The organism is Paenibacillus sp. Mc5Re-14, from assembly GCF_001049835.1.
GTDB lineage: Bacteria > Bacillota > Bacilli > Paenibacillales > Paenibacillaceae > Paenibacillus > Paenibacillus polymyxa_C.
In genome coordinates this window covers 32,575-46,056 of the sequence record NZ_CVPD01000001.1, presented here as the reverse complement: position 1 = coordinate 46,056, position 13,482 = coordinate 32,575, and the positions used below count along the sequence as shown (strand labels likewise).

13 protein-coding genes are annotated in these 13,482 nt (G+C 45.2%); 10 read left to right on the top strand and 3 right to left on the bottom strand.

From position 1 onward, the window contains the following. Positions 1 to 25 precede the first annotated feature (25 nt). Both BN1546_RS00085 and BN1546_RS00080 read right to left on the bottom strand, forming a co-directional pair. Complete coding sequence (locus BN1546_RS00085) at positions 26 to 1,216, bottom strand: acyltransferase (protein WP_090735179.1); 1,191 nt, start codon at positions 1,214 to 1,216, stop codon at positions 26 to 28. A 198-nt stretch (positions 1,217 to 1,414) separates the two neighbouring features. Continuing rightward, complete coding sequence (locus BN1546_RS00080) at positions 1,415 to 1,840, bottom strand: CHRD domain-containing protein (RefSeq protein WP_058831512.1); 426 nt, start codon at positions 1,838 to 1,840, stop codon at positions 1,415 to 1,417. Between the two features lie 332 nt (positions 1,841 to 2,172). Between BN1546_RS00080 and BN1546_RS00075 the strand changes: the two genes are divergently transcribed. Beyond that, a complete protein-coding gene (locus BN1546_RS00075) occupies positions 2,173 to 3,333 on the top strand; it encodes a rhamnogalacturonan acetylesterase (RefSeq protein ID WP_090735177.1) in 1,161 nt (386 codons plus the stop codon). Positions 3,334 to 3,449: 116 nt separating this feature from the next. Beyond that, a complete protein-coding gene (locus BN1546_RS00070) occupies positions 3,450 to 3,773 on the top strand; it encodes an MGMT family protein (RefSeq protein ID WP_013370988.1) in 324 nt (107 codons plus the stop codon). A 144-nt stretch (positions 3,774 to 3,917) separates the two neighbouring features. Here the strand turns inward: BN1546_RS00070 and BN1546_RS00065 are convergent, their stop codons facing one another. Beyond that, positions 3,918 to 4,106: a hypothetical protein gene (locus tag BN1546_RS00065; protein ID WP_013370989.1), complete on the bottom strand. Its 189-nt coding sequence runs from the start codon at positions 4,104 to 4,106 to the stop codon at positions 3,918 to 3,920. 319 nt (positions 4,107 to 4,425) lie between these two features. Between BN1546_RS00065 and BN1546_RS00060 the strand changes: the two genes are divergently transcribed. From BN1546_RS00060 to BN1546_RS00025, 8 genes are all read left to right on the top strand, one after another. Beyond that, entirely contained in the window at positions 4,426 to 5,589 is a 1,164-nt protein-coding gene (locus BN1546_RS00060) for a TolC family protein (RefSeq protein ID WP_090735174.1), read from the top strand. Positions 5,590 to 5,602: 13 nt separating this feature from the next. After that, positions 5,603 to 7,063 carry an efflux RND transporter periplasmic adaptor subunit gene (locus BN1546_RS00055; RefSeq protein WP_058831516.1) on the top strand — a complete coding sequence of 487 codons (1,461 nt, stop codon included), beginning with the start codon at positions 5,603 to 5,605 and terminating at the stop codon, positions 7,061 to 7,063. Positions 7,064 to 7,069: 6 nt separating this feature from the next. Then, positions 7,070 to 7,789, top strand: coding sequence for an ABC transporter ATP-binding protein (locus BN1546_RS00050; RefSeq protein ID WP_013370992.1), 720 nt, complete (start codon positions 7,070 to 7,072; stop codon positions 7,787 to 7,789). Next, complete coding sequence (locus BN1546_RS00045) at positions 7,786 to 8,997, top strand: ABC transporter permease (RefSeq protein ID WP_058831517.1); 1,212 nt, start codon at positions 7,786 to 7,788, stop codon at positions 8,995 to 8,997. The genes BN1546_RS00050 and BN1546_RS00045 overlap by 4 nt, the downstream gene beginning before the upstream one ends. A 156-nt stretch (positions 8,998 to 9,153) precedes the next feature. Continuing rightward, positions 9,154 to 9,849, top strand: coding sequence for a helix-turn-helix transcriptional regulator (locus tag BN1546_RS00040; RefSeq protein WP_013370994.1), 696 nt, complete (start codon positions 9,154 to 9,156; stop codon positions 9,847 to 9,849). A gap of 13 nt (positions 9,850 to 9,862) precedes the next feature. Further along, positions 9,863 to 10,666, top strand: coding sequence for a pyruvate, water dikinase regulatory protein (locus tag BN1546_RS00035; protein ID WP_064962314.1), 804 nt, complete (start codon positions 9,863 to 9,865; stop codon positions 10,664 to 10,666). 144 nt (positions 10,667 to 10,810) lie between these two features. After that, the gene (gene glpX, locus BN1546_RS00030; RefSeq protein WP_014599716.1) at positions 10,811 to 11,788 is read left to right on the top strand and encodes a class II fructose-bisphosphatase; all 978 of its coding nucleotides are present in this window, start codon (positions 10,811 to 10,813) and stop codon (positions 11,786 to 11,788) included. An 805-nt stretch (positions 11,789 to 12,593) separates the two neighbouring features. Then, positions 12,594 to 13,418, top strand: coding sequence for a thioesterase II family protein (locus tag BN1546_RS00025; protein WP_058831520.1), 825 nt, complete (start codon positions 12,594 to 12,596; stop codon positions 13,416 to 13,418). The last annotated feature ends 64 nt before the right edge of the window (positions 13,419 to 13,482 follow it).

Genomic DNA, 13,482 nt, shown 5'->3' with positions numbered 1-13,482 from the left:
TTCTCAGATCGTTTGTCGGGTATCATCAGCCTTTGAATAGTAACGTTTCGGGCGAAGACATACGCTCTTCTTGCTTGAAGTTCCTTTTTCCTATATCCGGCAGCTGACCGAACAAAATCCACGCACATGGCAGGAAGCGGGCGATGAACGACACGACGAGCCAAGAGCAAAGAAGTGCACAGAAAAAACCTCCAGCGTACCACACATGAATAAGCTGCGGCGAACCGATGTGTGGTGAAAACTGCCGATACAGGAGCAGGAAAAACGGATGGATGAGATACACCCCAAAGGACAGGGTACCCAGACGTTCCAGCTTGCGAATGACAATGGAATGTTGTCTCCTATACATGAGAAAGGAAATCTGTAACAATACCAGCGTACTAGACAGGCTGTACATATTATACATAAGTTCAAAAACCAGCGAATTGTATGAGGTTCCGTACATTCTATTTTCATACCACATATAGACATGAATGATGGCTGAAATCAGCCATAAAGCCCAAATTGCAATCCAAGTCAGCATGCTGACAAAGCTTCGTTCCCCTTTACGCATCAGAAACCAAGTTCGGAGCTGGGGATAATAGTAACCGAGAGCAGCGCCCAGCATGTAACAGGCAACATAGGACAGCGCCCAGCTGCCTTTATTTTGAACCTGAAAGAGAAATTTATTGCTAATTATAAATGCCCACTGTACCAGCAGCCCAATGACAATAGACCATTGCGGAAATTGCCGATAACGCTGGAACAGCCACAGTACGCATGGAAATGCAAGATAGAATTGCATCATGATAAAAATATAATATAAATGGGTGTAGGCTTTGCCTGTGACCAGCTTTAGAGCAAAACTTTCCGCCAGTGTAGTTATACTCCATGGTTCGTTACTGCCAGCCATAAGGGACAGGATGAAATAAAAGAGAGAGAACATGACATAAGGTACGAGAATATACAGCAATCTCTGCTTATAAAAGCGGCTCAAAAGCTGTCGTCCCATTGGACGATCCTTATAGTTGTAGAACAGCACCATGCTGCTAAGCGCGATAAATACAGGGGTACCATACTTCATCAACACATTGAGCGCATTATATACAACATAAAGGCTGGAATGTGTAAGTTGAACCGTTGCATAAGAAGTGGCATGTACCATTAAGACGGCTAAAATCGCCATGGCTCTGACCAACTGTAATTCGGGAATTCTTTCTTTGGTCGTAGGCTTCATAAGCTTCATTTCCTTTCAGTAGTGAACTGTATCTTGTTGAACTCTTTCTATTAAAAGATAAAGTTCTTAACAATCTGAAAGGGAGTGGCTTAAGAATCGCTTATGAACTTCTTAACTTTTGTTAAGAATTAAGAAAAAGAACTTCCATAGGCTCAAAATGAGCAGCATGGAAGTTCTTTTAGTACTCATGTCCATTCGTTATTTGCAACGTTTGATAGGTGCGCGTCTGATTTGTCCACGAATGGCACCGTTCGGATGACGGATCGTGTGGACATTGACGTAGGCGTTGCCCTCTCTGATTTGGCATACCAAATCATTAATGGTTCTGCCTCTGAGCGGACCAGTAAGATCAAATGCACGCAGCACGCCGGTAACGACGCCTCTTCTTACGGTAATCCCAAACTTCGAAGGGCCAAACAGGGTAGCGACAACAGGTCCGTTTTCACCTCTTCGTCCCAGATGAATGTGCGCTTCCGTTACTCGTGAAATATTGCGGACCGTCAGTTCAAAGCTTAATTGCTGGCTCGCTGGACGGTAACGAAATTCCGCAGTTCCTGTCGCATTTGTTCTGACAGGAGGCACTTCATTAGCCCCCCTCAACGTGGCTCTAAACTTATTAGACATTACGTCCCTCCTTTCCCAGTGTTGGTTTAGTGTATTCACAGAACCAGAGAAAGGGCTGTACATTTGCCTATTCATCAGAAGTTGTGTGTTTACGGGTTCTGCTTAAAGGGAACTATATCTCTTCAAATTCCACTTGATTTAGTTGGGCTACAATTACTATTGTAAGAGGTACGCAGATAACGGATCCTGTTGTTTATTCGGCTACGTTAACTTTTTATTTGCATAAGAATTACATAGGTACAACCGTGCAACCATTGGTAGAATTTTATGTATGCGCTTACATTAAATATTCTTTGCTTCTTACAATTAAAAATCTGGAGGAGGAATGAAGAATGAAGTGGAAAAAAGGATTGACTGGTATGCTTTTAGCAGCTTTTTTATGTGGTGCGCCAGGGGTGGGTATAGCTACTCCGGCACATGCATCCAATGGCGAGTACAAGTTTGATTTTGGCGGAGGTATGGTCGAAACGGGTTATACCGGAGTGAGCGCTTCGCTGTCCTATGACTCAGCACGTGGCTATGGCTTTCGTACCCCTGAGAATATGCGTAATGTCAGTGCATCGGGGACTGGGGTGGCAAGTGATGCGGTACAATTCCTGACTACAGGTACGAAAAGCAAGAATACTTTTGACGTCGATCTTCCTCCAGGTTTATATGAGGTGTCGGTTACTTTAGGTAATACTTCCCGTTCGAGTGTTGCGGCCGAAGGGGTGTATCAGGTCATAAATATGACGGGGAATGGGGCCAAGGATCGCTTTCAAATTCCAGTGACAGACGGACAGTTAAATCTACTGATTACTGAAGGCAAAGAGGGCGCGGTCTTCACACTTAGTGCACTGGAAATCAAGCAGTTGTCTAGCAATCCAGCTACGAATCGCACGATTTATATCGGCGGGGATTCTACGGTATGTAACTATTATCCGCTAGATAGCAGCGTGCAGGCAGGATGGGGTCAACTGCTGCCAGAGTTTGTAAACACGAATACTTTTCAAATTCGCAATATGGCGTCAGGGGGCCAAATTGCTAGAGGCTTCCATCAGGACGGTCAGTTGGAGGCTATCGTTCAATATATCAAGCCAGGGGATTATTTTATTCTCCAATTAGGCATTAATGACACCAATCCAAAGCATAACGAAAGCGAAGCGGAGTTTAAGGATTGGATGCGAGATATGATCCGGCAGGTGAAGGCTAAGGGGGCGACGGTAATTCTGTCAACACCGCAAGGACGAGCCACTGACTTTAATGCTAACAATGTACACAACGCAGAAAACAGATGGTATAGAAGCGCTATTTTGGCGCTGGCTCAAGAGGAACAAACGCCTTTAGTCGATCTGAATGTGCTCAGTTCAGCTTATTTCACTTCTATTGGCAAAGAAGCTACGCTGGCTTTGTATATGAACGGTGATACACTACATCCAAACTTTGCAGGAGCAAGGCAACTGGCGCGATTAGTAGCACACGATTTAAAAAGACAGGGTCTGAGTGGATTCTAAATTTCAATGCTGGTTTTACCTCTGTTTCTTACATTTGTAGGAACAGGGGTTTTTGGCTTATGTTCAGGGTGCTATAATAATGGAAAAAAGCAATAGTAATTCGGAGGAATTAGAACATGCAGCCTTTCACTGCCCGTGTGCTTCAGATTATATTGCTGATCCCTGAGGGAAAAGTAATGACTTACGGTCAAATTGCGGCAGAGGCCGGAAGCCCAAGAGGTGCTAGACAGGTGGTGCGAATTTTGCATACACTGAGCCAAAAACATCGACTTCCATGGCATAGAGTAGTCAACCGCTTGGGAGAGATTGCTTTGCAGGAGGATGAGTCCGCCTCCCTGCAGCGCCTGTACTTGGAAGAGGAGGGCATACAGTTTAATGCAAACGGACGTATCCCGCTGGATCAATATCTTTATCATCCGCAGACGGAGACGGAAGAATAGGCGAGGAACACTAGTCTAAATCCTCGCCAAAAAGAGACGGGACAAATCATAGTTTTGATTTGTCCCGTCTCTTTTTAAACTGGCGTATCATGTAGATTAATGAAGAATGGCGTTCATATATAAGCACTAGATTTCCCAGTAAGCTTATCCAATCAGATGCTGCTGGTCACGCTGGGCAAGGTGAAAAGAAATACTGTTCATCAGCGGTATATCATTATTTTTTCGGGCTTCCCGAATGAGTTGTTTCTTTTTTTGTTCTGATTCGCGTAAAAAGCGAGTCATCCACAAATCAGACGGTTCGTTAGTAGTTGTCATGCGAGATTCTTTTATCATCTATTAACCCTCCTAGTGAGCGGCTGTTATTCTTTCTCTATTATATGTTCCAAACCTTAATAGATGCTGTTGGTTTCCTTAAAATTAGCTGAAATTTAGGTAAAGTTCAGGTAAAAACAGCTTAAATCTATGTCTGGTGGGACGTAAAGTAGTTTACAACGAGTAATCTGACAGTAAAGGTTACAAAAATGTATTGTTTTGACACCTTGTACCAACATAAACCTGAAAGTACAATTAGAATGCGAGGAATTCGTGGAAATTTATGTCGAAAAGAATGGAAAAGATTCGAAAGATGCACCGAAAGGGGAGAGATTCACTTATGAAGCAAAAAGCGGCTGCCGTGCTGCTTGTATTGTCCTTTTCTACAGGCTTGGTTACCACTGCACAGGCTGACAGTTCATCAGGAAGCATTTCAGCAAATGTGTCAGTTAATTCATCTGCTGCGGCTACGGCGAAGACATCATCCGTAACGGGACAGGCTCTACCTCCATTAACGCTCAAGCAGGCAGTGGAATGGGCACAGACGAACAGCTACAATACGCGTACCGCAGAGCGGGATGTAGAGCGTCGCAGACTTGAACTGAAAAATGCAGAAAAGGAGCTGGGCAATTCACCTATCGATTATATAGACAATGAGTATGTTGATAATGAAACGTCCTGGAGGAATTACAGTTCTTCGACACTATCCTATCTAGCTAGCAAAAAGCAGGCGCAATATGCCAAAGACCAGATTTATTTTAATGTAATGAAAAGCTACCAAAGTGTGTTTGTAGCAGAGAATCAGGTGAAAAATGATCTGGAGGCGCTTGAAATCGCCCAAGCGGAGGAAAAGATTGCACTTGCCAAATTTGCGCGCGGCAAGCTGTCTGAATATGCGAAAAACGAGAGTACACAAGCCAGAGCCCAGGCGCAGCAAGCGGTCGAGCAGGGAAAAATTGCGTTGCAAAAATCCAGAGATGCTCTGAATTTCCTCATGGGACAGCCTAACGGAACAGCCTATGAAATGGTGGATCGACCCGTGTACAAGGAACCGAAGAAGCTGGATATCGAATTACATATACAACAGCTGACAGACATGAATCCGAATTTATGGAAGCTGGAGGACAGCATCAAATCTTCGGAACTTAATGTGAGATATTTTGATTTTAACAACGGCGCAGGTGCTTACGATCTAGCTAAAATGGATGTCGATACAGCCAAAGAGGAGCTTGCCAAAGGTCAAAAGGATTTTGCCGAATCACTTCGCAATTTGTATGCCACGGTTAAGGAAAACCAAAAGAAATACGTACAACTGGAAGAAAGCTTGCGTACGGCAAAAGAGGCCTTGGAGTTATCACACAAAAAGTGGGCCAGAGGTCTGATTATTGAGATGGAATTGAAAAACAACCAGTTAAAAGTGAACCAGATTGAACGGCAAATGGAAGAGCTGGCGATCGAGTTGGATCAAAATGAGTATACGTTGAACAAGCCATGGAGCACATAGGGAGGAAAAGGCGTTGGCAGAAACGGTTTTAAATGATGCTTTAATCAAGCTACGGAGAAAACGGAGAAAAAAGTGGATCTGGACTGCGATTGTTTTACTGGTTGTAGGCGGAAGCGGAGCAGCAGTATATCTGAATATGCCGAAAGAGCAGGCAGCACCTATAGTTCAGGACGAGACGTTTAAAGTAGAGCGCGGCGATGTGAGCGAGAAGCTCGACACAACCGGCACCGTACAAGCATCCAAGGAAGTGAAGCTGAACTTCACAAGTGCAGGCGATAACAAGCTGGCTGCGGTGAACGTAAAAGCCGGAGACAAGGTCAAAAAAGGGCAAGTGCTGGCGCTTCTGGACAGTTCAGAAATTAAAATGCAAATTCAGAGTGCGTCTGATTCTTTAGAGATATCCAAAGCCAAGTTGGCTGAATTGGAGAAGGGTCCGAAGGCGGAAGATATTGAAATTCAGAAAACAAATGTACTTCGGGCCAAAATGGCTGTCGATACAGCGCAAGAATCATTTGAGCTGGAAGAGGCCGAAAGTCAGAAGAAAGCTTCCCAAAAGCAGTTGGAGCAAGCACGGAAGGCATATGAAGACCAAAAGTTTTTACATGATGCCGGGGCTGTATCCAACAGTGAATTGGAGCAGGCAGAGCAAGCATTGGATAAAGCACAAACGGACTATGATAATCTAGATTTACAGTTCCGCAAGATTATATCGCAAAAACGTCGTACCATTTCAGAGGCTGAAATCGGCTACCGTGCCGCATTGGCTGAGCTTCGCAAGACTCAGGTTCCGGCTGATGCATCGAGTATTCAGTCCTCACGGATAGAGGTGCGAAGACTCGCGACTGAGCTAGAGCAGAAAAAAAATGAACTGAACAAGCTTCAGGTCACGGCACCGTGGGACGGAGTGATCTTGAAGGTAAACGGGGATGTGGGAACCAGTCCAACGGCTCCATTTATTGTCATGAATAACTCGGATTCTAACGATCTTAAGGTAGTTGTGAAGGTAAGTCAGAACGACATTGTCAAGGTCAAAAAGGGGCTTTCGGCTGTGTTGACGACCAATGCATATCCGGGTGAATCGTTTCCAGGCAAGGTGCAATTTGTCTCACCGGAAGCCTCTACGGATGAAGGGATGACGACGTATCTGATGGAGCTGTCTGTTCATGACCCGAAAGGTAAGCTTAAAACAGGCATGATTATGAATGTGGCCGTTATTTTGGGAGTCCACAAAAATGTACTGTTCGTTCCTGCGACTGCCCTGAGATCCGAAGGAGGACAGGATGGCGTGTATGTTTCCGCTAATAACGCTGCGAATCCGGGGGCACGCACATTCAAGCCCGTAGAACTCGGATTTTACACGCCAGACCGAGTAGAGCTTAAGTCCGGTGTTAAGGAGGGAGACACGATTATTGTGCCTGCCCCTGAACCTCCGCCAGATCCTTCCGCAATGGGCGGCATGCAGGGAGGCTTTTAAACGGGCATGAGATATGTTATTCAGATTGAGGGTTTGAAAAAAGTGTACCATGTCGGAGATCAGGAAATTCATGCTCTGCGTGAGGTTCAACTTGATATTGCTGACGGTGATTTTGTTGCGATTATGGGACCGTCTGGATCAGGCAAGTCCACAATGATGAATGTCATCGGCTGTCTGGATTTACCTACATCAGGACAATTTTATTTGGATGGATATTCGATCTTAGATGCTCGCGAGGATGAACTGGCTATTATACGTAATCAGAAAATCGGATTTGTATTTCAGAAATTCCATTTACTTCCACGATCCACAGCTCTGGAAAACGTGGAACTGCCTATGATCTATGCGGGGGTTTCTGCCAAGGAGCGTCGTTTGCGGGCTATGGATGCCCTCACAAGCGTAGGTCTAGGCGATCGGATGAACAACAGGCCAAATGAATTGTCAGGCGGTCAGCAGCAACGGGTATCCATTGCGCGGGCACTTGTGAACAATCCGGTTATTCTCTTAGCGGATGAACCGACAGGAGCTTTGGACTCCAAAACAAGTGTGGAAATCATGGGGATTTTTCAGCGTCTGAACGATCAGGGGAAAACGGTTGTACTGGTTACTCATGATCAAGAGGTTGCGGAATACGCCAAGCGTCTGATTCATTTTCGAGATGGGCGGATTGAAAAGGATCAGCCTGTTGAGGAACGAAGAATGGCGGCAGAGGAAGTGAAGGCATGAAGTTTCAGGAAATTATTCGTGTGTCGCTCAATAGTTTGCGAACCAATATGCTGCGATCCTTGCTGACCATGGTGGGTATTATTATCGGAGTAGCCGCTGTGATTGCGATTGTAGCCATCGGTAAAGGATCAACCGCTACAATTACATCGCAGATCAATAGTATGGGAAATAATCTGCTGATGATCTATCCTTATGCTCCATATGATGGGTCAAGTTCCATGTCGTTCAACCAGACGAAAGGAATATCTTTGGAGGATATTGAGGCACTAGAGCAGCAAAAAGCAGTAGCCGAGGTGGCGCCAAGTGCGATGACCAATGCAGATATTACATGGAGTCGCAATAAGGTCAGCGGGCAAATCGAGGGGACCTCGCTGGGATTTGTTCATGTGAGAAAGTTGTCGCTCGCTCAGGGCAGATCGTTTACCCACTATGAAGTGGATAAACGATTGAATGTGGCTGTATTGGGGAGTGATGCGGCCCGTAATATTTTTGGCCCGGATGCTTCCAAAGCGGTAGGTGAGATCATTATGATCAAACAACTGCCCTTTAAGGTGGTTGGTGTGCTGGCTAATTCCAATTCCAATATGAGTAACAGCGGACAGCAGGTATATGTGCCAATCACAACGGGGATGGAACGACTAGGTAATATGAGCATTCAGCAGGTGAATGCCTCTGCAACAACGGAGGACAAGATTGATCAGGCAAGTGCTCAAATTCGGCAGGTGCTGCGTGTCAGACATGAGCTAAAGCCATCAGAGGGCGATGATTTTCAAATTATGACCCAGACGGAAATCCTAAAAACAGTTTCCGGGGTTGACCGGGTTATGAATATGCTACTGATCGGTGTAGCTGCAATTGCGCTCGGCGTTGGTGGTGTTGGCATTATGAATATTATGCTGGTGTCTGTCACGGAGCGTACGAGGGAGATCGGAATTCGCAAAGCGATTGGTGCGCAACGCAGTGATATTATGCTGCAGTTTGTGGCTGAGGCTGTTTTTCTCAGTCTAATGGGTGGACTGGTCGGCGTTATGGTGGGTCTTGGGGGTGCAAAGCTGCTTGAGAAATTCGTCCAAATGCCGATTGTGTATTCGATAGAGCCAGTACTGTACTCTTTTCTGTGCTGCATGGGAGTCGGAGTGCTGTTCGGAGTATATCCGGCGCGCAAAGCCTCGAAGCTGCGTCCGATTGATGCTTTAAGATACGAATAGGAAAGCGGGTGCTTTGCCTTACTCGAAAGAGGGGGGATAAAGCGCCCGTTTTTTGTATGGAATAAGTGTTTTAAATGATAAAAAAACATGAATAACCACTTTGATTTTATATATGTGATGTTTTATATGTTTTTTTAGGTTGATTTATTATCATATATGACGTATTATATTCCATATCAGATCGCAAGCAAAAAAGGAGGGGCGTTCATCATCGACCTTACGGCAAGACAAGTAGAAATTTTAAACATCGTACAAAAGCATGCCCCGATTACGGGTGACCAGATTGCGGAAATGCTTAATCTCAGTAAGGCGACCATTCGGACCGACCTATCCAAATTGGGCATTTTGAATTACATAGATGCTAAGCCCAAGGTCGGTTATTTTGTTGGAAAGCGGGGTACGCCGAACCGGGAGGAAAAATTCCGGCTTTTGCAAATGAAGGTCGGTGATCTTCACGGGGTTCCAGTCATCGTACGTGAAACAACCACAATTCAGGAAGCTGTCGTAGCTCTGTTTTTGGAAAATGTGAGCAATTTGATCGTCACCGATGAAGACGGAAATTTGGCAGGGGTGGCTTCCCGCAAGGATTTACTCAAGGTCACGTTAGGCAATCCCAATGCAGCAACCATTCCTGTCAGTCTTGTGATGACCCGACAGGCGAATGTGGTCACTGTTTCCCCAGAGGATACCGTACTAGAGGCAGCACGCAAAATTATTGCCCGTCAAATCGACAGTCTGCCTGTCGTGGTCCCTTCGGATTCTGACAAACCAGGAGAACACTGGAAAGTCGTGGGACGTATTACAAAGACAAATATTATTAAAATGTTGCTCGATATGGTAGCAGAGGATTAATGGGAGGAATCGAATGGTTCAGGCGAGCAGTCATTTTATAGCGATCTGTTCAGACTCGATTGGTGAAACGGCAGAAGCTGTCGTACAGGCGACCATGCGCCAATTTGAGTTACCAGACACAGAGATCAAAAGATTTATGAATGTGAGGGATGAAGACGAGCTGAGTCGGGTAATGGAGGAAGTTGCCGAGCGTAAAGGCTTTGTAGCTTATACGCTGGTACAGCCGGAATTGAGAGAGGCGATGAAAGAGGAGGCTGTTCGGCTGAATGTGCGGGCTGTCGATATTATGGGACCGATGATGCAGGCGTTTGCCGATACGTTTCATAACGATCCCAAGGAGAAGCCTGGTCTATTGCACCGACTGGACGACAACTATTTTCGGCGTGTAGAGGCGCTGGATTTTGCAGTTCAATACGATGATGGCAAAGATGTGAGCGCTATTCTCAAAGCAGATATAGTATTGCTTGGGGTGTCTCGTATTTCCAAAACTCCTTTATCCATGTTTCTCGCACATAAAGGTTATAAAACAGTCAACATACCGGTTGTACCGGAGCTGACACCACCTGTTCAGTTGAAGGATGTTCAGCGTGGCCGAGTGTTCGGATTGACGATCCAGCCGGAGCTACTGTTGAAAATACGCAGTGAACGACTGAAGGTAATGGGGCTTCCTAATAATGTGCAGTATGCTACAGCGACGAGGGTGGAAGAGGAGATCGCGTATGCGCAGTCTTTGTTTAAAGAACTGAATTGTCCGATCATTGATGTTACAGATAAAGCAATTGAAGAGACAGCAGGCTTGATTGTCAGAATGCTATAAAGCGAAGCAACTTAGAAGCAGCGTTTATAAAGAAAATATGAATCACGGGATACAGGAGTGTAAATATAAAAGGCAGCAAAGCTGCCGTGAAATATTATTTGCCTGTGGGTAACAATTATTTTTAGGAGAGGTGGAGGGATAGGTATGGAGAGTCAAATGGCATTGGAATTCGTTCGGGTAACAGAGGCAGCGGCACTGCAATCGGCACAATGGACAGGGCGTGGAGATAAGAATAGCGCGGACGAGGCGGCAACAGTAGCCATTCGTACTCATTTTAATGCGGTATCCATGGACGGCACGGTCGTGATTGGTGAAGGCGAAATGGATGAGGCTCCCATGCTGTATATCGGGGAGAGAGTAGGCAATCGCAGAGGGCCGGCCATGGATATTGCTGTTGATCCTCTCGAAGGGACGGAAACGGTGGCGAACGGTTTGAATAACGCACTGTCGGTCATTGCTGCTGCACCTCGTGGTAGTCTACTACACGCTCCGGATATGTACATGCAAAAATTAGCTGTTGGTCCGGCATTGGCTGGAAAGCTGTCACTAGAAGACACGATTCCGACTACATTGTCAAAAGCAGCGCGCATACTGGGGAAATCCTTGTCCGATCTTACGGTGTCGATTCTGGATCGTTCACGGCATGCCGGGATTATCCAGCTTCTGCGGGAAAGCGGCGTTCGGATCAAGCTGCTTGGTCATGGGGATGTGATGGGCGCAATTGAAACCTGCCTGGATAGCGGTGTAGATTTGCATATCGGCTCTGGCGGCGCTCCTGAGGGTGTATTGGCCGCGGCCGCGCTGAAATGCATGGGCGGAGAAATACAAGGCCGTCTGCTTCCTCATGGAGAAGAAGAGATTGCACGTTGCAAACGCATGGGTATTACTGATCCAGGGGCGTTGCTGTCGATGGAGGACATGGTCGGACGCCAAGGCGTGATGTTTGTCGCTACAGGCGTTACGCCTGGTGAGTGGTTGCAGGGGGTTCGTTCTCTGCCTGGTCACAGAGCTGAAACCCATTCAGTTGTAATGCATTCAGATACAAAAACGATTCGTTTCGTGCGAAGTATTCATCATACAGCTGATTCTTCCGGTACGCTTGCAGCCGCGGCATCCTCTTGAAATTTGAAGTCAAGACTTCCTTCACTGGTGAATTCAATCATAATAAACTTATAAAACAGCAAGTCTCTGACTAAAGGGAGACTTGCTGTTACTGTTTTTTGGGGATAAAAGAGTAAAAGCAAGGATATAAATTTCTAAAAAGCAGGCACTTTTGAAGTGAAATTGAAACGTTTCTATTAGGGCTTGAAAAGAAAAAACATAGCTTTGGAAGAGAAAAAATCAATTCGAACTAATTTTTTTAGACGAAGAGTCAAAAAAAATTATGCATTATATAGTTCTTTGGAACTATATAAAAACCCTGTTTATTAAAAATTTAAAGAGTTATTAATTTGGGTTTGTGTGTGGTTGTTTTAAATTAGTTCCATTATATAGGAGGTTGAAGGGAGGTGCGGAAAAAGTCGGAATTTGTCGGATGATATCAGGTTGAATTTGTTACATTTATGTTAAAGGCATGTAAAGATAAAATTGTTATAGGATAAGGGCTTTAGGCGTAATTGTAAATCATAATGATTTTAGTTTTACAATGTTCGTGAAAATGTGAAATTATGTTTTAAGCCAAATTTGCAGATCGTGATGGGCAGATAATGAGCGAAAAAGTAAAATTGTTGCTTTTGTAGTTTGGAAACAAATAGCATAATATGGATTTTGGTTTATTTTTATGAAGTCTAGTAATTTAGCACTTTTGTCCCATGTCAAGCCGTTTTAAAGTTTGTATATTTAAAAAAGCTAGAAAGTGTTGGAAGAAAAAAAGATATATAAGGATTTAATGTAAAATTATGACTTAATAGAGGATGGAGGAATTCATATGACGACTCGATCACAATCTTGGTTCGCGAAAACAGAGGTCCAACCGACTGCGAAACTCCAATTATTTTGCTTCCCCTACGCCGGCGGCGGTGCTTACATATTTAACTCTTGGAAGTCCAGGCTCGCACCTGATATTACTGTGTTGCCAATACAACTCCCAGGACGTGAGGCCCGCTCCATTGAAGCTCCAATGGAAACCCTTCAAGACATCGTTCAATCGCTGGTTCCCGCTATGGCTCCATACATGCATAAGCCGTTTGCCTTTTTTGGACATAGCATGGGGGCACTGATTGCATTTGAAACAGCACGGCAGTTGTACAGCAAAACAGGAAAACTACCTGTGCATATCATCGTATCCGGCAAATCCGCCCCTCATATTCCATACTCCAAAAAACGACTCCATGATTTAGCAGATGATTCTTTCACCGAAGAGCTCCGGTTGATGCAGGGCACCCCCGAAGAGGTGCTGCAAAATGCAGAATTGATGCAAATTATTATGCCTCGTCTGCGTGCAGATTTTAAGGTATGTGAAACTTATATTTATCAGCCGGGAAATCCACTGGCATGCCCGATGACGGTTCTAGGGGGAACGAAGGATTTTGAGGTTAGCACAGACTCACTCCGTGCCTGGCAGCAGCATACGATGTCACCTATGGATGTCCGGATGTTCGAAGGCAATCACTTTTTCATCCATGAACAAGAGCAAGAGGTTATGAGTGCAGTCGAGGACATTCTTTCCGCATCCTCGCCGATGGCCCACACTGCGGCAGCTCATACAGCTTGCAACACAAGTACTCTACAACCACGATTTAGGCAGAGTTGACTGTCCCACACATCACGATGCACTTCGCTATCACCATCTCAGCAATAACCGATAAAACAACCCA

Coding starts and splice junctions, on each gene's coding strand:
- BN1546_RS00085 (WP_090735179.1), bottom strand. CDS start 1,216: ATGAAGCCTACGACCAAAGAAAGAATTCCCGAATTACAGTTGGTCAGA.
- BN1546_RS00080 (WP_058831512.1), bottom strand. CDS start 1,840: ATGTCTAATAAGTTTAGAGCCACGTTGAGGGGGGCTAATGAAGTGCCT.
- BN1546_RS00075 (WP_090735177.1), top strand. CDS start 2,173: ATGAAGTGGAAAAAAGGATTGACTGGTATGCTTTTAGCAGCTTTTTTA.
- BN1546_RS00070 (WP_013370988.1), top strand. CDS start 3,450: ATGCAGCCTTTCACTGCCCGTGTGCTTCAGATTATATTGCTGATCCCT.
- BN1546_RS00065 (WP_013370989.1), bottom strand. CDS start 4,106: ATGATAAAAGAATCTCGCATGACAACTACTAACGAACCGTCTGATTTG.
- BN1546_RS00060 (WP_090735174.1), top strand. CDS start 4,426: ATGAAGCAAAAAGCGGCTGCCGTGCTGCTTGTATTGTCCTTTTCTACA.
- BN1546_RS00050 (WP_013370992.1), top strand. CDS start 7,070: ATGAGATATGTTATTCAGATTGAGGGTTTGAAAAAAGTGTACCATGTC.
- BN1546_RS00045 (WP_058831517.1), top strand. CDS start 7,786: ATGAAGTTTCAGGAAATTATTCGTGTGTCGCTCAATAGTTTGCGAACC.
- BN1546_RS00040 (WP_013370994.1), top strand. CDS start 9,154: ATGACGTATTATATTCCATATCAGATCGCAAGCAAAAAAGGAGGGGCG.
- BN1546_RS00035 (WP_064962314.1), top strand. CDS start 9,863: ATGGTTCAGGCGAGCAGTCATTTTATAGCGATCTGTTCAGACTCGATT.
- glpX (WP_014599716.1), top strand. CDS start 10,811: ATGGAGAGTCAAATGGCATTGGAATTCGTTCGGGTAACAGAGGCAGCG.
- BN1546_RS00025 (WP_058831520.1), top strand. CDS start 12,594: ATGACGACTCGATCACAATCTTGGTTCGCGAAAACAGAGGTCCAACCG.